This window comes from Streptomyces sp. MA5143a (genome assembly GCF_900290235.1).
Lineage (GTDB): Bacteria > Actinomycetota > Actinomycetes > Streptomycetales > Streptomycetaceae > Streptomyces.
In genome coordinates this window covers 68,051-90,124 of record NZ_OLMK01000094.1, presented here as the reverse complement: position 1 = coordinate 90,124, position 22,074 = coordinate 68,051, and the positions used below count along the sequence as shown (strand labels likewise).

Sequence of the window (22,074 nt, the reverse complement as noted above, 5' to 3'; positions counted from 1 at the left end):
AAGATCTTCATCAGCCTTCTAGGGTGCCTCGTCCGGTTCCGCCGTGCGTATGCGGTGCCGGGAGGGCCGTGTCAGCCGCTTCGCCACACATGCCGGGATCGCGGCCCCCGACTCGTGCGGACGGGCCCGGTAGGCGCTCGGCGTCTCGCCCACCAGCTCCGTGAAGCGGGAGCTGAACGAGCCGAGCGACGTACAGCCCACCGCCAGGCACACCTCGGTCACCGTGAGGTCCCCCCGGCGCAGCAACGCCTTCGCGCGCTCGATGCGGCGGGTCATCAGATACGCGTACGGCGTCTCCCCGTAGGCCGCGCGGAAGCTGCGCTGGAAGTGGCCGGGGGACATCAGCGCGGTGCGCGCGAGGGCGTCGATGTCCAGCGGTTCCGCGTACTCGCGGTCCATGCGGTCCCGCGCCCGCCGCAGCCGCACCAGATCATCCCGGTTCATGTCCCCAGGATGACACCCACCACCGACAAGCGGGCGGCCGCTCGAGATGTCCGCCGGCCGATCCCGGCTGATCCACGAGCACGGCGGCGACGCTCACCCCTTCACGGCGGAGCTGGCCACGCCCTGGACGAACCAGCGCTGGAAGAAGGCGAAGACGATCAGGACGGGCAGGACGAGGAGGACGCCGAAGGCGAGGATCTGGCCCCAGTCGGGCGGCTGCTGGCCCTGGAAGACGCTCATCTCCAGCGGCAACGGCCGTACCGACGGGTCGGAGACCATCAGCACCGGCCACAGGAACGAACCCCACTGGGTGAGGAACGTCAGGATCGCGACCGAGGCGAAGGCCGGCTTCGACATCGGGACGATGATCGCGAAGAACGTGCGCCAGGGGCCGGCCCCGTCCAGCCGGGCCGCCTCCTCGATGCTCGGCGGGATCGTGCGGAAGAACGTGTGGAACTGGTAGATCGAGAAGGCGTTGGCGAGGAACGGCAGCGCCTGGATGAAGAGCGTGTTCCGCTGGTCGTTGAACAGGTAGAACAGCGGCACGGCCACCGACTCGAACGGCACCAGCATCAGCAGCAGGACCAGGGTGAACACGGCCTCCCTGCCCCGCCACCTGAGCCGGGAGAGCCCGTACGCCGCCATCGAGTTGACGAACAGGCCGCCCGTGACGACCACGAAGGCCAGCAGCAGCGAGACGCCCATGAACTGCCAGAAGTAGCCGGTGCTGTCGGAGTTCAGGTTGTCCAGGACGGCGGCGTAGTTGTCGAAGGACAGATGGGTCGGGAGGAAGCCGGACAGGCCGTTCAGCACCTCGTCGGACGGCTTGAGGCTGCCGAGGAGGAGGTACAGGACGGGCAGCGCGAAGACGAACGCCAGGACCGAGAGGACGGCGTAGTCGAGGAAACGGCGCAGGGGCCCTCGGGAGAGACCGGTGGCGGTGCTCGTACTCATGGCTGAGTCAGTCCTCGTTGTCGGGCCGGACGATACGGCGCTGGATCAGGGTCAGGACGACGACGATCAGGAAGAACACGACGGTGATCGCGGACGCCTGGCCGATGTTGTTCTGGTCGAAGGCGGTCGTCACGGCCTCGTACATCACCGTGCGGGCCGCGTCCTCGTCGAGGCCGCCTCCCTTGACCAGCACGTACACCTGGTCGAACACCCGGAACGACAGCACCGACGTGAGCAGCGCGACGAACACGAGGGTGCCCCGGATGCCGGGCAGCGTGACGTGCCGGAACTGCTGCCAGCGGGAGGCCCGGTCGAGCTGGGCGGCCTCGTAGCGCTCGTCCGGTATCTGCTGGAGCCCGGCGAGCAGGATCACCATCTGGAAGCCGACGCCCTGCCACACCGACAGCACGATGACCGAGGCCATCGCGGTGAGCCCGTCGCCCAGCCAGTCGAACGCGCCCCAGTTGCCGAAACTCACCGCGTCCAGGGCGGAGTTGAGCATGCCCTGCTCGCTGCGGGCGAGGATCAGCCGCCAGATCACCGCGACCAGCGCCATCGGGAAGACGACCGGCATGAAGAAGAAGGACCGGAAGAGACCGATCGCCTCTAGTTTGCGGTTGAGCAGGATCGCGAGGCCGAGCGCCAGACCCGTCTGGAGCGGTACGACGACGACGGCGAAGGTCAGGTTGTTCAGCAGGGCCCGCAGGAAGGGGCCGGACAGATCGGGGTCGGTGAACAGTCGCCGGTACTGCTCGACGCCGAAGAAGGTGGGCTCCAGCGGGGAGCCGAGGCGCACGTTGTAGAAGGAGAGCACCACGGCGTAGCAGAAGGGCACGCCGACGAAGGCGATCAGGCCGACGACGGCGGGCGCGGACATCAGCAGTCCGTGCAGCCACTCCCGGCCGCGGCCGGCGGGGCGAGCGGGTGGGGCGGGGGCGGGGGACAGATCCGGCGCCCGGTCCCGGCCGGACGGCGCGGTGTGCGCGGGTTCCACGGTTTTCACGGGGTCCTCTTCCCGGCGGGGCGGGCGGCCGCGAGGGGCGCGCCCGCCCCGGTCGATGGGTCCGACAGGGCGCGTGCTTACGGGATCTCGTAACCGGCGTTGTCCGAGAAGTCCCGGTCGATGGAGGCGGCGGCCTTGGACAGGGCGTCCTTCGGGTCACTGCCGCCGTAGATCGCGTTCAGGGCCTGGCTGAACTTCTCCGTGACGACCGGGTATCCGGCGGTCACCGGGCGGGTGACGGCGACGCAGGACTTGCTGATGTCGCTGTCGCCGCACGGCTTGGCGAGCTGGTCGGCGAAGAGCTGGAGCGGGCCGCCCTGCTTGTACAGCTCGCTCGCGGCGAGGGCGGACTTGGTGGCCGGGGGCGCGCCGTTGGCCTTGGTCATCGCGGTGACGTTGGCGTCGTCGAGGAGGAAGTCCATGAACGCGCCGGCGGCCTTGGCGTTCTTGGAGTCGGCCCCGATGCCCCAGGACCACGAGCCCTGCCCGGTCTTGGGGCCGTCACCGAAGTCGGGCAGCGGCAGCACGACCAGGTCGTCGCCGAGGGCCTCGCTGTACGCGGGGTACATCCAGTGGCCGACCCAGCTGAGCGCGACACGGCCCTTGGCGAAGGCGTTGCCGTCGGTGTTGGGGTCGACGGTGCCCTTCCAGGACTGGAAGGTCTTCAGGGCCGACACCGCGGCCGGGGAGTCGAGGGCGCCCTGCGCCTTGCCGTCCTTGAGGAGGGCGCCGCCGGCCGACCAGACGATCGGGGCGAAGCCGTAGGTGCCCCACTCGTTGGCGAGTCCGTTGCCCTCCTGGATGTCGAGGACCTTGCCGTCGGAGTCCTTCGCCTTCAGCGCCTTCAGCGCGGCGTCGAACTCGTCCGCCGTCCACGCGTCGTCGACGCCCTTCGGGTACTTCACCCCGGCCGCGTCCAGCAGCTTCTTGCTGCCGTACATGCCGAGACCCGAGTCGAACATGCCGAGCCCGTAGTGCTTGCCCGCTATCTCGCCCTGCGCCTTGCTGGCGTCGGTGGCGTTGGACAGGGTCTTCGTGGAGACGAAGTCGTCGATCGCGGCGAGCTTCTTGTTGTAGACGAAGTTCGCCATGGTCGGACCGTCGAACTCCATGACGTCCGGCAGCTCGGAGGCGTCGGTCGCGGTGATGGTCTTGGTGTAGTCGGTCTCCGGTATCAGCTTCAGCTCGACCTTGACCTTGTCCTGCGAGGAGTTGAAGGACTTCACCGCGTTCTGCAGCGCGGCCGCCTCGCTCTTCTGGCCCTGGTGGGCCCAGACGCTGATCGTGCCCTCACCGCTGCCGGCCTCGGCCGAGGCGTCGGACCCGCCGCCCCCGCCGCACGCGGCCAGCGCCGCCAGGGGAAGCACGAGCGCCAGGCCCGTGGAGGCCGTACGGCGGAGCCTGCTGCTGGTCGAGCGGTTGATGGAACTCATGGACTGTGCCTCCGTGCGGGACGAGGGTGCGGGGTGCGGGGGTGGCGGGTTCTGGAAGTGGGGAGCGGTGGTGTGGGGCCGGGAAGAGGTCACTGCGGTCCGCGTGGGCGCGGCGGTGCCGTGGTCTCGCGGAGGACGAGGCGGATGGGCATCTCCACCCGGCCCCGCGGCACGGCCTCCTGCTCGTCGAGCTGCCGCAGCAACAGGCGCGCGGCCTCCGCGCCCTGCCCGGCGACCGGCTGCGCCACGGTCGTCAGCCCGACCACGTCGGCGAGTTCGTGGTCGTCGAAGCCGACCACGGACACGTCCTCGGGCACCCGCAGCCGATGGCGCCGCAGCGCGCGCAACGCGCCCATCGCCATCTCGTCGGACTGCGCGAACACCGCGGTCGGCGGCCGGCTGGCGGCCAGCAACTCGGTCATCGCCCGCTCACCGCCCTCCACCGTGTAGTCGCCGTCCGCCTCCAGCGCCGGGTCGGGCTCGATTCCGGCCTCGGCGAGGACGTGCAGATAGGCGGCCCGACGGTCGACGGGAGTGGTCCAGTGCAGGGGCCCGCTGGCTCCGGAGATCATGCCGATCCGCCGGTGGCCGAGGTTCACCAGATGCCGTACGGCACTCTCCGCGCCCGCCCGGTCGTCGATGCCGACCACCGTGAAGCCGGGCCGCGCGCCGCCCACCGTAGAGGCCAGCGGCACACCGAGCGAACGCAGCGCGGCCGACTCCTCCTCGTCCGGGATCAGCAGCGACAGCACCGCGTCCACGCGCTTGCGGACCGGCATCTTCGTGAAGAAACGCTTGCGCGCCTCCGCCGACCCCAGGTTGTAGAGCAGCACGTCGTACCCGGCGGCGCTGAACACCTGCTCGGCCGCGTCGAGGACCGTGCCGAAGAACCACCGGCCTATGTACGGGGCGACGACCCCGATGGTGAAGGTGCGCCCGCTGGCCAGGCTGGACGCCGAACGGGAGGCCGTGTAGCCGAGTTGCTCGGCGACGGCCGCGATCTGCGCGCGGACCTCGTCCGACACGCCCGGCCGGCCACGCAGCGCGCGGGACACGGTGGACGCCGAGACCCCGGCGGCGCGGGCGACATCGGTGATGCTGACGGTCACGGCGGACTTCTCCCGTCGGTTGCACGTCTTCACGGCGGTGTGAGCTGTGAGTGACGTGACCGTAAACCCGACCTGGTTGTTGCGCAAGCGTTTGCGTTCAGTTTTACTTGGGCCGATTCTCAAGCGAGACCTAGAAGGTCCATGGTCAGCGCACGCGTTTGGGCGCTGCGAGTCGACAGGAACTGTGCATGCGATACGCCCCGCCCGGCCTCTGCGTGAACGACTTCGCCCTGCTCCGCGACGACGACGGGACCTACGCGGTGCTGCACCTCCAGGGGCCGTGGACCACCGAGTTCGACCACCTGAGGATGGAGACCTCCTACGGCAGGGCCACCTCGCCCGACCTGGTCGACTGGCGGCCGCGGGGGACCGCGTTCGGCAACGGGCTGCCGGGCCGCTTCGACCAGCAGGCGGTGTGGACGATGCACCCCTTCCGGCACGGCTCCGGGATGGCGATGTTCTACACGGGCGTGAGTGGACTGACCCCCGAGGGCTGGCCGTTGCAGTCGGTCGGCCTCGCGTACTCCGACCGCACCGACGGCACCGGCTGGCGCCGCCACGGCACCGGGCCCGTCGTCGAGGCGGACCCCCGCTGGTACCGCACCGCCGACCGCATGGGCTGGCGCGACCCGTTCGTGGTGAGGGACGACGAGGGCGACGGCTGGGCGATGGTGATCTGCGCGAGCGACGCCTCGCTCCCGGTCGAGGTCAGCGGCTGCGTGGCCCTGGCCACCTCGCCCGACCTGGAGCACTGGACCGTCCACCCGCCGCTGCTCTCACCCGGCGACATCGACGAACTCGAATGCCCGGTCCTGGAGCGCCTCGACGACGGCAGTTGGCTGCTCCTCGGCTCCGTCGGCGCGACCCGGGGCTTCGACTCCTGGACGGCGCCCACCCTCCGCGGCCCCTGGACCCACCGAGGTCACCTCGGCCCCACGGGTGCCTACGCGCCCCGCGTCATCCCCGCGCCCGACGGCTCCCGCGTCGTCCTCCACACCACCCCCCGCCGGGTCGGCCTCACCGACACGGGCGACCGCTGCCGGGGCATGCTGGCCCAGCCGAAGTCCCTCGTGGTCTCCGAGGACTCGGCTCCCCGCCTGGAGTGGTGGCCGGGCCTGGACCGCTGGCTGGGCGCGGAGACGGACGGCTCCCTCCTGCACGCCGTCGGCGACGTCCCCGTGTCCGACCGCCCCGTGGAGATCATGCTGCGCACCGACGCCCCGGGCTCCGCCCGGCCGGCCCTCACCATCGGCTGCGACGGCAAGAACCTCCGGGCGACCGGCCCCGACGGCACCACCCTGGACGAGACCGTCCTGTCCCACCCTCCGGCCCGCCTACGGATCCTGACGGTCGGCGAGTACGTGGAGGTCTACGCCGACGACGTCTTCGCCCTGACGACCCTGTGCTACTCCGGCCACCCCGCGCCCTGGACGGCGACCACCGACGGCGTCCGCCAATTGATCCCGACCCGCCCCGTCCACCTCCCCGACCCGACCCGCGACGACGCGTCGGCGATCTGGCCGGGGCCGGGGGGTGCAGGGGTGGAGGGGTGACGGTTGGTACGCCTCGGGACGCGCAGACACGGCCCGCGTCGCCCCCCGCGAGGAGGCGGCCCGCCCCACCCGCGCGGCAACCTTTTCGCCCCCTCGGCAGTCCAGTCTGTGTTCCGGTGGGTGGTGTCGAGGTGAACGTGTGAGGTCCCGTGGAGCGGCTGACGCAGACACCGCGGAGGGCGCGGCCGGTGGCGGACGCGACCGGTGGTGATCGATCCGCCCGGTCGAACCGGCGCATCCGGGGATCGGCCGCTGCCGCGCTGGCCGCCGCGCTGGCCGCCGCGCTGCTGGTGACCGGCTGCGACTCCGCCCAGCGTCCGGACGCGGGTGCCGGCGGCGGGGAGCGGAGCCCGGAGGCCGGTGCGAGCCGTACGGACGGGCGGTCCCCGTCCGGTGTCAGGGCCGAACGGCCGCCCGCCGGGAAACCCTCACGCAACCCCCGGCCCGAGGACCTCAACGGCGACGGCTACGACGACTTCGCCGCGGTGATCACCGGCGGCAGCCTGGTCGTGGTCTACGGCTCGGCGAAGGGGCTGGATCCGCGTCGACGCACCGTGGCCCCGGGGCCGCCCCCAAGCACCGCGCCCGACGAGACGCGGCTGCTGCGCACCGACCTGGACCACGACGGCTACACCGACCTCGTGCGCGCCCCGCGGACCGGCGGGCCCACCGTGCTGTGGGGCGGTCCGCGCGGCGTGACCGATCCGCGGCCGCTCACCGGGGCGCCGACGAGCCCCACGGCCACCGGTGACTTCGACGGGGACGGCCACGCCGACCTGTTCCTCCCCGGCGGCGCCAACGGTCCGGAGGGCACCGTGTGGTTCGGCCCCGTCCGGCGCGAAGGCGCACCCGCCCGCGTCCAGAAGCTCCGCGACGGCCGCCCGACCGACTCGATCCCGGCGCGCTCCCTGGCCGGCGACTTCGACGGCGACCGGGCCACCGACCTCGCGCTCTGGTTCCACTGGACCGATCCTGACAATGAAGGCGACGGCGAGGTGGGCGTCAGCGGCCTTCACTATCTGCGGGGCGGCCCGGGAGGGCTGAGGCTCGCCGAGCGCCGCGAGGGACCCGACCTCGGCCTGGAGGGGCAGTCGGGGGACGTGGACGGTGACGGCATCGACGACCTGTACTCGGCGGGCTTCTTCGCGTACCGGAAGCAACTGAGCGCCGGATACACGCTGAGCACCCGCTCCGGACCCGAGACCGGCAAGCGGGGCGGCATGACCACGCTCTCCCCGCCGGGACTGAGGGACGCCCCGCAGTACGGCGGCATGGGCGGCACCGCCCTCGGCGACGTCACCGGTGACGGCCGGGCCGATCTGGTCACCTCGGCGACCGGCGCCAACGACAGCAACGGCGTCGTCTGGCTGGTCCCCGACCTCCGGGCGGCCAGCGCGGACGCGGTCCGGGCGGTGACCCTGGACACCCCCGGGGTCCCCGGCAGCGACACCCCCGCCGAGGGCCGGGGCCCGACCCGTAACCGCATCACCGTCGTCGGCCCGCTCCTCGACACCGACGGCGACCACCACCTGGACGTGGTCGTCGGCGCCCCCGGCTTCCTGGACGCCAAGAAGCGCGACCTGGACGCGTTCTGGGTACTGCGCGGCACCGACCGAGGAATGACCTACCAGCGGCACTTCACAGCCACGGACATCCTCTGACGCCCACCGATCCCCCTGCCCGGTCCCCTCTCCTGTAACTCTCGCGCCGTGCCGGACACAAACAAGGTGGAGCCATCGCGCAGGGGGAGGGGCGGGTGTGAGCGGACCGATGGACGATCCCGGGCGGTTCGAGGAGGTCTACCGGCGGACATACCTGCCCGTGCTCAGGTTCCTGCGCAGGCGCCTGCCCCCGGCCGCCGCCGAGGACGCCGCGGCCGAGGTGTTCCTCGCGGCATGGCGGAACCGGAACGAACTGCGCGGCGGGGAACTGCCCTGGCTGTACGGCATCGCCCGCCGCGTCGCCGCCAACGCCGTACGCGCCCGGGACCGGGCCGACCGGCTCGACGACCGCATCCGCGCCGACCACGAGGCCGGGGCCGAACCGGCGGCCGAGGAGGAGGTCCTGCGGCGGCTCGGCGCGCGGGGTGTGCTGGACCGGCTGCCGGAGCGGGAGCAGGAGGTGCTGCTCCTCGTGGCCTGGGACGGGCTGGGCGTGCGCGACGCCGCCAAGGTCATGGGGTGTGGCGTCGGAGCCTTCAAGGTCCGACTGCACCGCGCCCGCCGGCTGCTGGAGGCGGCGGTGGCCGCGGACGAGGCCCGGCTTCCGGACGACAGGCTGCCAGTGGAGGGGAGGACGCGGTGAAGGGGGATCTCAGGAGGGTGCGGGAGCTGATGCCTCCCGATCCGCAGACCGGCTTCGGGCGCGACGACGCCCTCCCGGCCCGTGCCGAGCGGGAACTGGCGGCGCTCCTGGCCACCGGGGCTTCGCCGGCACCCCGGGCGCGAACGGGCCTGTCCCGCAGGCGGGTTCTGCTGGCCGGCGGTGTCGTGGCCACGGCCACCGCGGTCGCGGCCTCCGGCGAGCCGGCCCGGTGGCTCGGCGCGGGCGGGGAGGCACAGGCCCTCGTGACGCCGCCGGTGCTGACGCTGCGGACGATCGCGGGGACCTCGTCGCACGACGTGCTGGCCGAGCTGGCGGAGAAGGTGCGCGGGCTCGCTCCCGATGCCGTGCGGGGCCCGTACCTCTACCTCAAGAGCTGGGGCTGGTGGCTGAACTCCGCCGGTGACGTGCCCGGTGGCGTCGCCAACGCCGCGGTGCCGACGGTGACCGAGCAGTGGATCAGGACGTCGGACGGGGCGGGACGGGAGCGTCAGGCGTACGGCGAACCGTACTTCCCGAATCCGGACCAGGAACGGGACGCCCGCGCGGCGGGGCTGGTCGAGGGCGAGGGCGTCCGGGACGAGCGGCACGGTCCCGGGTACTTCGCGCCCGACTCCGAATGGCAGGCGCTGCTTCCCTTCTCGACCGACCCCGATCGGCTGCTCGCCCAGCTGCGAAAGGTCAACTGGGAGGGAGGGAGGCTGATCTGGGGCGTCTCGGCCATGCTGGACGCGGCCGGGCGGGCCTCGGGCGGCACGGTCGAGCCCGCGCTGCGCGCGGCGGCGCTCCAGGTCCTCGCGAGGCGGACCGATGTGCAGGTGTCGAGGACCACCACCTGGCACGGACGGCAGGCCCTCGCGATCACCCAGGGGAGCGGGCACCGGAAGGCCCTCTTCAGGGACTCGCTGCTCGTCGACCCGGCGACCGGCTACCCCATCGGCGGCGAGGAGGCGCTGCTGGGCGACCCGTTGAGCCTGAGGATCGCCGTGCCCGGCACGATCACGGTCAGCGAGACCCTGGCGCGGGGAACGGTGACGGACACCCGGAGCACGGTCTGAACGGCGCCGCCCCCGACCGCAGTCGGCCCGCGGCCCGCCGAACGCGACCGCACCCGGACCGCCATGGACGCCGTGGTCGGCGGCCGGCGGACCGGGTGCGGACGGGTGGCCGACAGGACCCGCGGAACCACAGGTCGTACGGCCTGACAGCCTGGCCCAGGATCAGGCCTTCTTGGTCTCCCAGAAGATCTTGTCGATCTGGGCGATGTAGTCGAGCGCCTTCTGGCCCGTCGCCGGGTCGGTGGAGCCCTTGGCGGCCGAGAGGGCCTTCAGGGCGTCGTTGACCAGCTGGTGCAGCTCCGGGTACTTCTCGAAGTGCGGGGGCTTGAAGTAGTCGCTCCACAGGACCGACACGTGGTGCTTGGCGAGCTCGGCGCGCTGCTCCTTGATGACGGTCGCGCGAGCCTGGAAGTGCGGGTCGTCGTTGGCGGCCATCTTCTCCTGCACGGCCTTCACCGACTCCGCCTCGATGCGGGCCTGGGCCGGGTCGTACACGCCGCAGGGCAGGTCGCAGTGCGCGCTGACCTTGACCTTGGGGGCAAACAGGCGGGAAAGCATGGAGCATTCCTTCCTCGTGATCGTCTTCTCAGGTGGGACATTACTCCCTGCGAGAGAGGTTTTCGCGAGTGCCCCCATGGGCTTAGGACAAAAGTCCGGGGTCAGACTGGGACTGGTGGAGGATCGAACCGGGGAGGTGCCGAGGGATGCCGGAGCCGGCGCAGGAGAGCGAGCGGGCGGGGGCCGTTCTGCCCTGGGGGGTGGCCGAGGTGACGGGACCGTCGATGGTGCCGACGCTGCACCACGGCGACCGGCTGCTCGTCCACTACGGGGCGCGGCTGAGGATCGGTGACGTGGTCGTGCTGCGCCATCCCTTCCAGCAGGACCTCCTCGTCGTCAAGCGGGTCGCCGAGCGGCGGGACGGCGGCTGGTGGGTCCTCGCGGACAACGCGTACGCGGGCGGGGACTCCACGGACTACGGGACCGTCCCCGACGAACTCGTGCTCGGCAGGGTCCGGTTCCGCTACCGGCCCCGGCCGGACGGTCAGCGTTCGCCGTTCGCGGTGGCCCGCTGGGCGTTCTCGGCGGCCCGGCCGGTGTTCTGCGACCGGTCCGCCTCCAGGCGTTTGCGGGCGCGGTAGGCCGCCACGTTGGCGCGGGTCGCGCAGCGGTCCGAGCAGTAGCGCCGGGAACGGTTGGTGGAGGTGTCGAGGTAGGCGTTGCGGCACGGCGCCGCCTCGCACAGGCCGAGCCGGTCCACGCCGTACTCGGTGAGGTGGAAGGCGAGCCCCATCGCGGCGATCGCGGCATAGCCGGCCGTCGCGTTCGAGGGGTGGTCCGCCAGGTGCATGTGCCACAGCGGGCGGCCGTCGTCGTCCCGGAAGTCATGGCCGGAAATCTGCGGGCTCACCGGGAACTCCAGCAGCAGCGAGTTCAGCAGGTCCACGGCGAGCGTCTCGTCGCCGCCGTCCGCCGCCTCGAAGACCGAGCGCAGCCGCGCCCGCACCGACCGGAACCGGGTGACGTCGGCGTCCGTCGCCCGCCGGGCCGCCGACCGGTTGACCCCGAAGAGGTCGCGGACGGCCTCCACCGAGGTGAGCGTGTCCTTGCCCCGGAGCGGTTCCTCGCTGTTCACGAGGCGCACGGCGTAATCCGAGTAATAGGCCAGTTCCACTTGTAGTCCTTACGGGGGCACTCTATCGTCGTGGTGCGGGTCAGGTAACAGCTGATCGTGCTTTCAGGGTATTACGACGGGCATTACGGCGTACCGCGAGAAGGGGCTCCCATGACAACGACCGCCGGCACCGGCAGCGGAACCTCCTACGGCACCGACTGGGGGGCCTGGCAGCGCAGCTGGGACCGGCAGCAGGAGTGGTACATGCCGGACCGCGAGGAGCGGTTCCGGGTCATGCTCGACATGGTCGAGGCCCTCGTCGGCCCCGAGCCCCGCGTCCTCGACCTCGCCTGCGGTACGGGATCCATCACGTCCCGGCTGTTCGCGCGGTTCCCCGAGGCCGTCAGCACCGGCGTCGACCTCGACCCCGCGCTGCTCACCATCGCCGAGGGCACCTTCGAGGGCGACCGCCGCGTCACCTTCGTCACCGCCGACCTCACCGACCCCGACTGGCCCACCCAGCTGCCGTACGACACGTACGACGCCGTGCTGACGGCCACAGCCCTGCACTGGCTGCACAGCGAACCCCTCGCCGCCCTCTACGGTCAGGTCGCGGAGCTCGTCCGCGACGGCGGTGTCTTCATGAACGCGGACCACATGATCGACGAGACCACGCCCCGGATCAACGCGGCGGAGCGCGCGCACCGCCACGCGGGTATGGATCAAGCCAAGGCGAACGGCGTCGTCGACTGGGCCGAATGGTGGCAGCTCGCCGCCCAGGACCCGGTACTCGCCGCGCCGACGGCCCGCCGTTTCGAGATCTACGGCGAACACGCCGACGGCGACATGCCCTCCCCGGCGTGGCACGCCCGCGTCCTGCGCGAGAAGGGCTTCGCGGAGGCCCGCCCCGTCTGGTGCTCGCCCTCGGACACCCTGCTGCTCGCCGTGAAGTAGACCCGCCGAGGCGGCTTCCGCACGGGAGGCCCCGGAGCGGTTCCCGCACGGGAAGGGGCGGTACGGGAGATCCGTACCGCCCCTTCGCACGTAACCGTGTCCGGCTCGGCCCCGCCGGCTACAGCACCTTGGACAGGAACGACTGGGTGCGCTCCTCCCGCGGGTTCGTGAGCACGTCGCGCGGGTTGCCGGACTCGACCACCACACCGCCGTCCATGAAGACCAGGCTGTCGCCGACCTCGCGGGCGAAGCCCATCTCGTGGGTGACGACGACCATCGTCATGCCGGACTCGGCGAGGTCGCGCATGACGTCGAGGACATCACCGACCAGCTCCGGGTCGAGCGCCGAGGTCGGCTCGTCGAACAGCATCAGCTTCGGCTCCATCGCCAGCGCGCGGGCGATCGCCACGCGCTGCTGCTGGCCGCCGGAGAGCTGCGAGGGGTAGTTGCCCGCCTTGTCGCCGAGGCCGACCCGCTCCAGCAGTTCCCGGGCGCGCTCGCGGGCCAGGGCCTTGCTGACGCCCTTGACCTGGACCGGCGCCTCCATGACGTTCTCGGTGGCGGTCATGTGCGGGAACAGGTTGAACCGCTGGAACACCATGCCGATGTCCCGGCGCTTCAGCGCGACCTCGCTGTCCTTGAGCTCGTACAGCTTGTCGCCCTTCTGGCGGTAGCCGACCAGCTCGCCGTCGACGTACAGCCGGCCGGCGTTGATCTTCTCGAGGTGGTTGATGCACCTCAGGAACGTCGACTTGCCGGAGCCGGACGGGCCGATGAGACAGAACACCTCACCCGTCTGCACCTCCAGGTCGATGCCCTTGAGGACCTGGACGGGACCGAAGGACTTGTGGATGCCCTCGGCCTTCACCATGGCGGTCATGCCGAGACTCCCTTCGGGCGGCGCGCGGGCCGAACGGCCGCCTTGAAGCGCTGGATCGGCGTCGGCGGGAGGGATCGGGTCGAGCCCTTCGCGTAGTACCGCTCCAGGTAGTACTGGCCGACACTGAAGATGCTGGTCAGGATCAGGTACCAGGCGGCGGCGAGGAACAGCATCTCCACGATGGAGCCCGCGTTCTGGCCGATGTCCTGGGCCGCCTTGAGCAGGTCCACGTACTGCACCGTCGAGACGAGCGACGTGGTCTTCAGCATGTTGATGACCTCGTTGCCGGTGGGCGGCACGATCACGCGCATCGCCTGCGGGATGACGATCCGGCGCAGCGTCTTCGCGTGGCTCATACCGAGCGCGTGCGACGCCTCCGTCTGGCCCTCGTCGACCGACAGCAGACCGGCGCGGCAGATCTCCGCCATGTACGCGGCCTCGTTGAGGCCGAGGCCCAGCAGCGCCGTCAGCAGCGGCGTCATGAACGAGGACCAGTAGTCCTTGTAGATCGGACCGAGGTTGATGTACTCGAAGACCAGGCCCAGGTTGAACCAGACGAACAGCTGGACCAGGACGGGCGTGCCGCGGAAGAACCAGATGTAGAACCACGCGACCGACGAGGTCACCGGGTTCTTCGACAGCCGCATGACGGCGAGCAGGATGCCGCCGACGATGCCGATCACCATGGACAGCACGGTGAGCAGCAGGGTGTTCAGAACGCCCTCGATGATGCGGTCGTCGAAGAAGTAGTCGGGGACGGCGCCCCAGTTGATCTTCTTCGCCTGCGCGAAGGCGTAGACGATCGCGCCCAGGACAGCGAGCGCGATGGCCGCGGAGACATAGCGCCCCGGGTGCCGGACCGGAATGGCCTTGATGGCCTCCGGACCGGCGGGGGGCGTGTCCTCGGGACCGTCCGTCTTGTTGACGTCAACAGTCACGGGTGGTGCCTTTCAGTGCCGAGACGAAGATCAGGAGCCGCCGTTGACCTTGGCCTCGGTGACGGCGCCGTCCTCGACGCCCCACTTGCTGATGATCTTCTTGTACTCGCCGTTGTCGATGATCGCCTGGACCGCGGCCTGCAGCGCGTCGCGCAGCTCGGTGCTGTCCTTGGCGACGGCGATGCCGTAGGGGCCGGCCTCGACCTGGTCGCCGACGATCTGGAAGTACTTGCCACCGCCCGAGGTCTTCACCGAGTACGCGGCGACCGGGTAGTCGGCGGAGACGACATCGGCGCCCTTGGAGCGCATCCGGGTCTCGGCCTCGGGGTTGGTGGCGAAGTCCTCGATCTTGAGGGTCTTGCCGCCGTCCTTCTTGCACTTCGCCGCCTGCTCCTTGGCGAGGTCGTGCGAGAACGTGTTGCGCTGCACGGCGATCGTCTTGCCGCAGAGGTCGTCCCAGGTCTTGATGCCCTTGTCGTCGCCCTTGTTGGTGTACAGCGACACACCGGCGGTGAAGTAGTCGACGAAGTCCACGCCGGCGCCGACCTTCTTGCCGGTGTCGGCGTCGATGCCCTCCTGACGGTCCTTGGTGTCCGTCATGGCCGACATGGCGATGTCGTACCGCTTGGACGCCAGACCACCGATGAGGGTGTCGAAGGTGGCGTTCTCGAATTTGAACTCGACGCCGAGCTGCTTGCCCAGTGCGGCGGCGATGTCGGGGTCGATGCCGACGACCTTGCCCGCGTTGTCCTTGTACTCCACGGGCGCGTACGCGATGTCCGAGCCGACGCGGATGACACCCTTGTCGCGGATGCTCGCGGGGAGCTTGTCGGCCAGCGGGGCCGAACCGGCCTTGGTGCTGCCCGAGTCGTTGCCGTTGCCGTCCTTGGTCTGGTCACCGCAGCCGGTGAGCAGCAGGGCGCCCACGACCGCGATCGCTCCGACCGCGGCTGTCCGGGAGCGCAGGCCGGTCGTACGACTGGTGGTGCTTGCGGTCATGGTGGGTTCCTCCGGCGGGATGGGTGGAGTTGCCGACAGGTCGATGGATGACACGCTTCTTCGAGTGTCGCGACCTCGTGTGATTACGGCATCTTGCCATTCGGGCATGTGCATTCAGATGACCCGCTATGTCAAAATCGGATAACGGGTGACCCCCGAATGACCTACGAACCGCTGTGGACCGTGCGATCACGCCGGATCTTGTGCGGAATTTTTCCCTTCCGGCCGGAAGATCTTCGGTGCATCTCAGGATGCGGTCGGCCGTGCACCCCGCACACGTGGCCGTATGGGGCCTGTCCGGGATTGGTCCGACTTGTCCCGTCATTCGTCGACGAGTCACCGCGCCCCGATTGGGCCGCAAATGACCTTCGAGTTGTGACCTTCAAGGTATGAACGGGTCTGGACTCGTCGTCGGCACCGTCCGTCCGGTAAGAAGGTTCCTTACACCCCTCATCCGGGGCCCAGGGCGCGTGTGCGGCGCGCCCGTCGCGTCTGAGCCCATACGTGTCGCCGTACGTACCGGTTGACCTGGGCCTTACGCGGTGCCCGCCCACTCCCGAACCGGGAGCGGTCACCCTCAAACCTTGAAGACTTAAGGGGTAAACAAAAGTGGCAGCGGAGATTGTCAATCCTCGCACCGACAGCAGCGAAGGCAGTACGGGCCAGGAAGGCAACGGGGAGCCCCTCGATTCCCTGGGCGCCCCCGATTCCTTCGACCCCGCCTTCGCGCTGCACCGCGGCGGCAAGATGGCCGTGCAGAGCACGGTGCCGATCCGCGACAAGGGCGACCTGTCCCTCGCTTACACGCCGGGCGTCGCGCGGGTGTGCACCGCCATCGCCGAGCGTCCCGAGCTGGTCGACGACTACACCTGGAAGTCCTCCGTCGTCGCGGTCGTGACGGACGGTACGGCCGTCCTCGGCCTCGGCGACATCGGCCCCGAGGCCTCCCTCCCCGTGATGGAGGGCAAGGCGATCCTGTTCAAGCAGTTCGGCGGTGTCGACGCGGTGCCGATCGCGCTCGCCTGCACGGACGTCGACGAGATCGTCGAGACCGTCGTCCGGCTCGCCCCGTCCTTCGGCGGCGTGAACCTGGAGGACATCTCGGCGCCCCGCTGCTTCGAGATCGAGAAGCGGCTCCAGGAGCGCCTGGACATCCCGGTCTTCCACGACGACCAGCACGGAACGGCGGTCGTGACGCTGGCGGCCCTGCGGAACGCCGCGCGGCTCAGCGGGCGGGAGATCGGTCAGCTCCGGGCGGTCATCTCGGGTGCCGGCGCGGCCGGTGTGGCCATCGCGAAGATGCTGGTCGAGGCGGGCATCGGTGACGTCGCCCTGGCCGACCGCAAGGGCATCATCTCCGCGGACCGCGAGGACCTGACGGACGTCAAGCGCGAGGTGGCCGGGTTCACCAACAAGGCCGGGATCACGGGCTCCCTGGAGGACGCGCTCGCCGGGGCCGACGTCTTCATCGGTGTCTCCGGCGGCACGGTCGCGGAGGAGGCGGTGGCCTCGATGGCGGAGGGCGCGTTCGTCTTCGCCATGGCCAACCCCAACCCCGAGGTGCACCCGGATGTCGCCCACAAGTACGCGGCGGTCGTCGCGACCGGGCGCTCCGACTACCCCAACCAGATCAACAACGTCCTCGCCTTCCCCGGCATCTTCGCCGGGGCGCTCCAGGTGCGGGCGTCGCGGATCACGGAGGGGATGAAGATCGCGGCGGCGGAGGCGCTGGCGTCGGTCGTGGGCGACGACCTCGCCGCGGACTACGTCATCCCGTCCCCGTTCGACGAGCGGGTCGCTCCCGCGGTGACGGCGGCGGTGGCCGCGGCCGCGCGGGCCGAGGGGGTCGCTCGCCGCTGAGGCGGGTGCGAGTGCGAGTGCGAGTGCGTTTGGCGGCCCTGTCCCCGTGTGGGGGCGGGGCCGCCTTCTTGCTGGGGGCGGATTTGGGTGCCTAGTGGGTCGGGGGTGCGGGTTCGTCGGCGGGTGCGGGTGGGTGGGGGCTTGTCGCGCAGTTCCCCGCGCCCCTGGAGGGTCGGGCCTGCGGCCCGCCCTCCAGGAAAAGCACGGGGCGCAGTCCCGCGCGGGACGCGTGTCACAGCGTTGATCGGTTCCATCGGGTGCGGCGTACACCTATGGTCAGGCCCATGTTCGCTGCCTACGCCGCCCGTATCGACCGTGACAACCCGCTCAACGGACTGGAGTTGGGCGACCGCCCGGCCCCGGAGTCCAGGCCCGGCTGGACCACCGTCAAGGTGAAGGCCGCCTCGCTGAACCACCACGACCTGTGGTCCCTGCGTGGTGTCGGCCTCGCCGAGGACAAGCTGCCGATGATCCTCGGCTGCGACGCCGCCGGCGTCGACGAGGACGGCAACGAGGTCGTCCTGCACTCGGTGATCGGCCAGAGCGGCCACGGTGTCGGCCCCAGGGAGCCCCGCTCGATCCTCACCGAGCGCTACCAGGGCACCTTCGCCGAACTGGTCACCGTCCCCACCTGGAACGTCCTCCCCAAGCCCGCGGAACTCTCCTTCGCGGAGGCCGCCTGCCTCCCCACCGCCTGGCTGACGGCCTACCGCATGCTGTTCACCAACGCCGGCGTCCGTCCGGGTGACTCCGTGCTCGTCCAGGGCGCGGGCGGTGGTGTCGCCACCGCCGCGATCGTGCTGGGGAAGGCGGCCGGTCTGCGGGTCTACGCCACCAGCCGGGACGAGGCGAAGCGCAAGCGGGCCCTGGAACTCGGCGCGGTCGAGGCGCTGGAGTCGGGCGCCCGGCTGCCGGAGCGCGTCGACGCGGTCATCGAGACCGTCGGCGCCGCCACCTGGTCCCACTCGGTGAAGTCGCTCCGCCCCGGCGGCACGCTCGTCATCTCCGGTGCCACCAGCGGCGATCGCCCCTCCCACGCCGAACTCACCCGTATCTTCTTCCTCGAACTGAAGGTCGTCGGCTCCACCATGGGCACCAAGGACGAGTTGGAGGACCTCCTCTCGTTCTGTGCCGCGACGGGCGTGCGCCCCGTCATCGACGAGGTGCTCCCCCTCGACCGTGCCCGCGAGGGCTTCGAACGCCTGGAGTCCGGCGACCTCTTCGGCAAGATCGTGCTCACCACCCCCTGACGGCTCGCCCCGCTGAGCGAGCGACACCACGGCCGGCCCGGCTCCTCGGGCCGGCCTTCGGCATGTCAACCAACGTTGACGGCGACTTCATGTCAACGTAAGTTGACGCTATGACCGAAGCAACGGATCTCGCCGAGCGGGCCGGCGACCGCGACCCCCGAATCGGGTTGCGGGCCGTCGCCGCGCTGCGCCGGCTGCTGGAACAACTGGAGTCGGTACAGGTGCGCAGTGCGCGCAATCAGGGCTGGTCGTGGCAGGAGATCGCCACGGAACTCGGTGTGAGCAGGCAGGCCGTGCACAAGAAGTACGGGAGGCATTGATGTTCGAACGGTTCACGAAGGATGCCCGTGCCGTGGTCCTCGGCGCGGTCGACCACGCGGAACGCTCCAGCGCCGACAAGGTGACCGAGGAGCACCTTCTGCTCGCCCTGCTGGACCGCCGCGCCAGCCGTGCCTCGTTCGCCCTCGCCTCGCTGGGCCTGGCCGACAACCGGGGCTCCGTCGAACAGGCCCTCACCGCCGCACGGCGACGGGGCGGCCTCACCCGCGCCGACGCGGACGCCCTGTCCGACCTCGGTATCGACCTCGCAAAGATCGTCTCCCGCGTCGAGGAGGCCCATGGCGCGGGCGCGTTGGAGCCGGGGCGCCGCCGGGACGGCAGGGGTGCCGACCGTGAGGCCAGTGGTGAGGTCGGAGGTGCTGGTGACGGTGACGGCGGCGGTGGATGGGGCGGCGAACGGTTCGGCCCGTGGGGTGGTGGGCGCGGCGGCAGGAGCGGGCGGGCTCGTCGCTCGGGCCACCGGCCCTTCACCCGCGACGCCAAGGAGGTGCTCACCCGCTCCCTCCGTATCGCCCAGGCCCACAGTGACCGCCACATCGGCGACGAGCACATGCTGCTCGCCCTCACCACCCGCCCCGGAGTCCCCGCCGAGGTCCTCGCCGACCATGGAGTGACCTACGAGTCCCTGGAACGGGTGCTGTACGGGGCGGGGGAGGCCAGGGCGAGCTGACCGCGGGGAGAGGCCCGCCGCGCGGTGTGGGCCTCGCCTCCCCGTCGTTCTCGCCTGTTCCTGCCGTTACCCCTTGGCCGCCCGCAGTGCCGCTCCGATGTGGGCCGCCGCCGTCGACAGGTGGCGGCGGGCGTCACGGAGCTGGTCCTCCGTCACCCCGTGGTCGCGGGCCGCGTCGCGGATGTCGTCGCGGAAGCGGTCCAGGAGCCGGTCGAGATCGCGGGCCGGGTCGCCCGTGGGAGCCTCGTGCACCCAGGAGGGTTCATAGGCGCCCGGGAACTCCTCCGGTGTGGTCGAGTAGTCCGGCTCCCAGACGCCGGAGTCGCCCCTCGCCCCGCCCGCACTCACGTCATCGCTCACGCCGGCCCGCGTGCCCGTTCCGGCCTCCGCCTCCGTCGTCCTGGCGGGCCCGCCCGGCGCCGTACCGGGCCCCGTGCCCGAGCCGGTGCCCGAGCCCGTGCCGGTCGCCCCCGCCGTGTCCTGGCCGGACCCCCCGCCCGGGCGCCCGAAGCCGAGGTCCTTGCCGAACTCCTTTCCGAAGTCCTTCCCGAACTCGCCGAACTCCTTAACCAGTTCCGTCAGTCCTTCGCGGACCCCGGTCGGCCAGTCGCCGCGGGAGAAGTGGTCCTGCACATGGTCCTGGACTCGCTTGGCGATGCGCTGGAGCTCCTCCTGGGCCTGGGTGCGCGCCCGTTCCTGCGCCTCCTTGGCCTGGCGGCGGGCCCGCTGGGCCTCCTCGCGGGCGCGGCGGCTCTCGTCCTTGGCGCGCCGGGCCTGCTCCTTCCACTCCTGCTTGACGCGGCGCATCTCCTCCTTCGCCGCGCGCCACGCCTCCTTGTCGGCCTGCTCCCCGAACTCCCCGAGCGGCCCGTGCTCCCCGGGGTCGGCCCCCGGTGCCTGGCGTGCCGCGGAGGCAGCGGCCCGCATCTCGCGGCGCAGGTCGCCCGCCGCGCCCCGTACGTCGGCCCGGATCTCGGCGGCCAGCTCCGCCACCGACTCGCGGATCTCCAGCTCCAGGTCGGCCAGTTCTCCGCTGCGGTCGGCCAGTTCGGCACGACCCGCGTCGGTGATCGCGTACACCTTCCGGCCGCCCTCGGTGGTGTGGGTGACCAGGCCCTCCGCCTCCAGCTTGGCGAGGCGGGGGTAGACGGTGCCGGCGGAGGGCGCGTACAGGCCCTGGAAGCGTTCCTCCAGCAGTCGGATCACCTCGTAGCCGTGGCGTGGCGCCTCGTCCAGCAGCTTCAGCAGATACAACCGCAGGCGTCCGTGGGCGAAGACGGGAGGCATGTCAGAGCACCTTCTTGTCGGTCGTGCTGGGGCTCGTGCCGTCGGCGGGGCCGTCGGACGAGGAGCCGGTGGTGCCGTCGGGCACCGGGTGGCCCACGGGGGCTTCGGACGGCTCGGCGGTGGCATCGGCAGTCGCATTGTCGGTCACGGCGTCGGACGGCTCGGTCGGCGGGGTGTCCGGTCCGGCCTCGCCGGCGGTCGCGCCACCGTCCACCGGTATGCCGGCCCCGGCACCCGTCAGCCCCTCGGCCCCGGCATCGGCGCCCGCCGGTCCATGGCCCCTGGCGTCGACGCCCACCGATCCGTCGCCCCCGGCACCGGCACCGGCACCGGCCGTCCCGGAGGCGCTGCCCCCCTTGGCCGTGCTCTCGCCCTCGTCCCAGGGCTCGTCCTCCGCCGGGGGCCTGCGCAGGAGCGCGATGGAGCCGGAGATGGTCGTGGCCTTCAGGCGGCCGTTCCCCTGGCCGAGGCGGCCGGTGATCTTGTGGGCGCCCCAGGGGCCGCTGACACGGAGGTCCTCGAAGGCGTTGGAGATGGTGCCGCTGGCGGTGTTGGCCTCGATCTCGGCGTCGGCGGGGTGGGGGAGGCGGATGGCGATCTCCCCCGAGACGCTGGTGAGGCCGACCTCGGTCGGTCCCCCCACCGGGTCGAGGTCCAGGATGATCGAGCCGCTCACCGAGTCGGCCTTCAGAGTCGGGCAGGACCCCTCGATGACGGTCAGGTCACCGGAGACGGAACTCAGGCGGAGATCCCCGGTGAGGGCCTGCGCCTCCACGTTCCCGGAGACCGTGGTCGCCCGGACGGGGCCCGACAGGCCGACCAGGGTGGTGTCGCCGGAGATGCCCTTCACCTCCGTCCGCCCGTCCACACCCGAGATGACGGCCGTGGCGCCGACCGCGCCCACCTCGACGCGGGTGCCCGCCGGAACGGCGAGGGAGACCAGCGCGGTGCGGCGCCAGCCCTTGCGGTCGAGCCACTTCAGGAAGCTCTTCCACGGCAGGTCCTCGTACGCCACGGTCAGCGTGCCGTCCTTCTGCGTCACCGTCAGGGGCGGGCCCTCAAGGTCCGACACCTCCAGTCGGGTGGAACTCTCGTCGGTGCCCACGACGTTCACCGTTCCGTTGACGACGCGCACCTGGAGCGCCGTCACCGGTTCGTCGAAGGTGAGCTTCCGTGGCTCGGCGACGGACCACTCGGACATGTGCTGACCCCCAATGACAAGCCGACCTCATGACGGACCGGCCTCACGAGAACCGACCCTCACGACAGACCGATCTCGCGACAGTCGGATCTCATGGCGGACGGACCCCATGACAGACGGAACAGGACTGTGCAACGCGCCATATCGCGTCTCACGTCATTCACGATATATCGCGCCCGTCGGAAGTCAAGACACCCGTTCTGGTGAT

General features: G+C 71.1%; 22 protein-coding genes. 10 read left to right on the top strand and 12 right to left on the bottom strand.

Translation table 11 applies throughout. The features are described from left to right. Positions 1-18 precede the first annotated feature (18 nt). The 5 genes from SMA5143A_RS33980 to SMA5143A_RS33960 all read right to left on the bottom strand — a co-directional run bounded on the left by SMA5143A_RS33980 (position 19) and on the right by SMA5143A_RS33960 (position 4,943). The gene (locus tag SMA5143A_RS33980; protein ID WP_055522800.1) at positions 19-444 is read right to left on the bottom strand and encodes a helix-turn-helix transcriptional regulator; all 426 of its coding nucleotides are present in this window, start codon (positions 442-444) and stop codon (positions 19-21) included. Positions 445-537: 93 nt separating this feature from the next. Next, positions 538-1,398, bottom strand: a complete 861-nt coding sequence (locus tag SMA5143A_RS33975; protein WP_107466677.1) for a carbohydrate ABC transporter permease — start codon at positions 1,396-1,398, stop codon at positions 538-540. A 7-nt stretch (positions 1,399-1,405) separates the two neighbouring features. Next, positions 1,406-2,401 (bottom strand): carbohydrate ABC transporter permease, encoded by a 996-nt coding sequence (locus tag SMA5143A_RS33970; protein WP_107466676.1) that lies wholly within the window; start codon positions 2,399-2,401, stop codon positions 1,406-1,408. A gap of 77 nt (positions 2,402-2,478) precedes the next feature. Next, positions 2,479-3,834, bottom strand: coding sequence for an ABC transporter substrate-binding protein (locus SMA5143A_RS33965; protein ID WP_107466675.1), 1,356 nt, complete (start codon positions 3,832-3,834; stop codon positions 2,479-2,481). 89 nt (positions 3,835-3,923) lie between these two features. Further along, on the bottom strand, positions 3,924-4,943 hold the full coding sequence (locus tag SMA5143A_RS33960) for a LacI family DNA-binding transcriptional regulator (RefSeq protein WP_107466686.1): 1,020 nt from the start codon (positions 4,941-4,943) through the stop codon (positions 3,924-3,926). A 188-nt stretch (positions 4,944-5,131) separates the two neighbouring features. On the opposite strand from SMA5143A_RS33960, the gene SMA5143A_RS33955 reads away from it, so the two are divergent. The 4 genes from SMA5143A_RS33955 (at position 5,132) to SMA5143A_RS33940 (ending at position 9,876) form a co-directional block, all read left to right on the top strand. Beyond that, complete coding sequence (locus SMA5143A_RS33955; protein WP_107466674.1) at positions 5,132-6,496, top strand: mucin-1; 1,365 nt, start codon at positions 5,132-5,134, stop codon at positions 6,494-6,496. 188 nt (positions 6,497-6,684) lie between these two features. Beyond that, on the top strand, positions 6,685-8,157 hold the full coding sequence (locus SMA5143A_RS33950) for an FG-GAP repeat domain-containing protein (RefSeq protein WP_181362130.1): 1,473 nt from the start codon (positions 6,685-6,687) through the stop codon (positions 8,155-8,157). Between the two features lie 97 nt (positions 8,158-8,254). After that, positions 8,255-8,800: an RNA polymerase sigma factor gene (locus SMA5143A_RS33945; RefSeq protein WP_146193992.1), complete on the top strand. Its 546-nt coding sequence runs from the start codon at positions 8,255-8,257 to the stop codon at positions 8,798-8,800. Further along, positions 8,797-9,876, top strand: a complete 1,080-nt coding sequence (locus SMA5143A_RS33940; RefSeq protein ID WP_146193991.1) for a hypothetical protein — start codon at positions 8,797-8,799, stop codon at positions 9,874-9,876. Before SMA5143A_RS33945 ends, SMA5143A_RS33940 begins: the two co-directional genes overlap by 4 nt. 162 nt (positions 9,877-10,038) lie before the next feature. On the opposite strand, the gene sodN is transcribed toward SMA5143A_RS33940, so the two are convergent. Continuing rightward, positions 10,039-10,434, bottom strand: coding sequence for a superoxide dismutase, Ni (sodN, locus tag SMA5143A_RS33935; protein ID WP_007491258.1), 396 nt, complete (start codon positions 10,432-10,434; stop codon positions 10,039-10,041). Positions 10,435-10,580: 146 nt separating this feature from the next. On the opposite strand from sodN, the gene sodX reads away from it, so the two are divergent. Further along, entirely contained in the window at positions 10,581-11,015 is a 435-nt protein-coding gene (gene sodX / locus SMA5143A_RS33930) for a nickel-type superoxide dismutase maturation protease (RefSeq protein WP_107466670.1), read from the top strand. Here sodX and SMA5143A_RS33925 read toward each other — a convergent pair. Further along, entirely contained in the window at positions 10,919-11,548 is a 630-nt protein-coding gene (locus SMA5143A_RS33925) for a CGNR zinc finger domain-containing protein (RefSeq protein WP_055513600.1), read from the bottom strand. The two genes, sodX and SMA5143A_RS33925, sit on opposite strands and share 97 nt — an antisense overlap. Before the next feature lie 111 nt (positions 11,549-11,659). Here SMA5143A_RS33925 and SMA5143A_RS33920 point away from each other — a divergent pair, with 111 nt between their 5' ends. Then, positions 11,660-12,442, top strand: a complete 783-nt coding sequence (locus SMA5143A_RS33920; protein WP_107466669.1) for a class I SAM-dependent methyltransferase — start codon at positions 11,660-11,662, stop codon at positions 12,440-12,442. Between the two features lie 118 nt (positions 12,443-12,560). Here the strand turns inward: SMA5143A_RS33920 and SMA5143A_RS33915 are convergent, their stop codons facing one another. Genes SMA5143A_RS33915 through SMA5143A_RS33905 form a run of 3 tightly spaced genes read right to left on the bottom strand, consistent with a single transcriptional unit; the run spans position 12,561 to position 15,259 of the window. Continuing rightward, the gene (locus tag SMA5143A_RS33915; RefSeq protein WP_107466668.1) at positions 12,561-13,322 is read right to left on the bottom strand and encodes an amino acid ABC transporter ATP-binding protein; all 762 of its coding nucleotides are present in this window, start codon (positions 13,320-13,322) and stop codon (positions 12,561-12,563) included. Further along, positions 13,319-14,260 carry an amino acid ABC transporter permease gene (locus SMA5143A_RS33910; protein WP_107466667.1) on the bottom strand — a complete coding sequence of 314 codons (942 nt, stop codon included), beginning with the start codon at positions 14,258-14,260 and terminating at the stop codon, positions 13,319-13,321. The genes SMA5143A_RS33915 and SMA5143A_RS33910 overlap by 4 nt, the downstream gene beginning before the upstream one ends. A 30-nt stretch (positions 14,261-14,290) precedes the next feature. Continuing rightward, positions 14,291-15,259, bottom strand: coding sequence for an ABC transporter substrate-binding protein (locus SMA5143A_RS33905; RefSeq protein WP_107466666.1), 969 nt, complete (start codon positions 15,257-15,259; stop codon positions 14,291-14,293). A gap of 609 nt (positions 15,260-15,868) precedes the next feature. Here SMA5143A_RS33905 and SMA5143A_RS33900 point away from each other — a divergent pair. The 4 genes from SMA5143A_RS33900 to SMA5143A_RS33885 all read left to right on the top strand — a co-directional run bounded on the left by SMA5143A_RS33900 (position 15,869) and on the right by SMA5143A_RS33885 (position 19,378). Further along, entirely contained in the window at positions 15,869-17,119 is a 1,251-nt protein-coding gene (locus tag SMA5143A_RS33900; RefSeq protein ID WP_107466665.1) for an NAD(P)-dependent malic enzyme, read from the top strand. Positions 17,120-17,403: 284 nt separating this feature from the next. Next, on the top strand, positions 17,404-18,369 hold the full coding sequence (locus SMA5143A_RS33895) for a zinc-binding dehydrogenase (RefSeq protein ID WP_107466664.1): 966 nt from the start codon (positions 17,404-17,406) through the stop codon (positions 18,367-18,369). 110 nt (positions 18,370-18,479) lie between these two features. Continuing rightward, positions 18,480-18,689, top strand: a complete 210-nt coding sequence (locus SMA5143A_RS33890) for an HTH domain-containing protein (protein ID WP_055513588.1) — start codon at positions 18,480-18,482, stop codon at positions 18,687-18,689. After that, entirely contained in the window at positions 18,689-19,378 is a 690-nt protein-coding gene (locus SMA5143A_RS33885; RefSeq protein ID WP_107466663.1) for a Clp protease N-terminal domain-containing protein, read from the top strand. Before SMA5143A_RS33890 ends, SMA5143A_RS33885 begins: the two co-directional genes overlap by 1 nt. Before the next feature lie 66 nt (positions 19,379-19,444). Here SMA5143A_RS33885 and SMA5143A_RS33880 read toward each other — a convergent pair whose 3' ends face one another. Next, positions 19,445-20,665 (bottom strand): PadR family transcriptional regulator, encoded by a 1,221-nt coding sequence (locus tag SMA5143A_RS33880; RefSeq protein WP_107466662.1) that lies wholly within the window; start codon positions 20,663-20,665, stop codon positions 19,445-19,447. Position 20,666: 1 nt separating this feature from the next. Continuing rightward, complete coding sequence (locus SMA5143A_RS33875) at positions 20,667-21,866, bottom strand: DUF4097 family beta strand repeat-containing protein (protein ID WP_107466661.1); 1,200 nt, start codon at positions 21,864-21,866, stop codon at positions 20,667-20,669. Between the last annotated feature and the right edge of the window lie 208 nt (positions 21,867-22,074).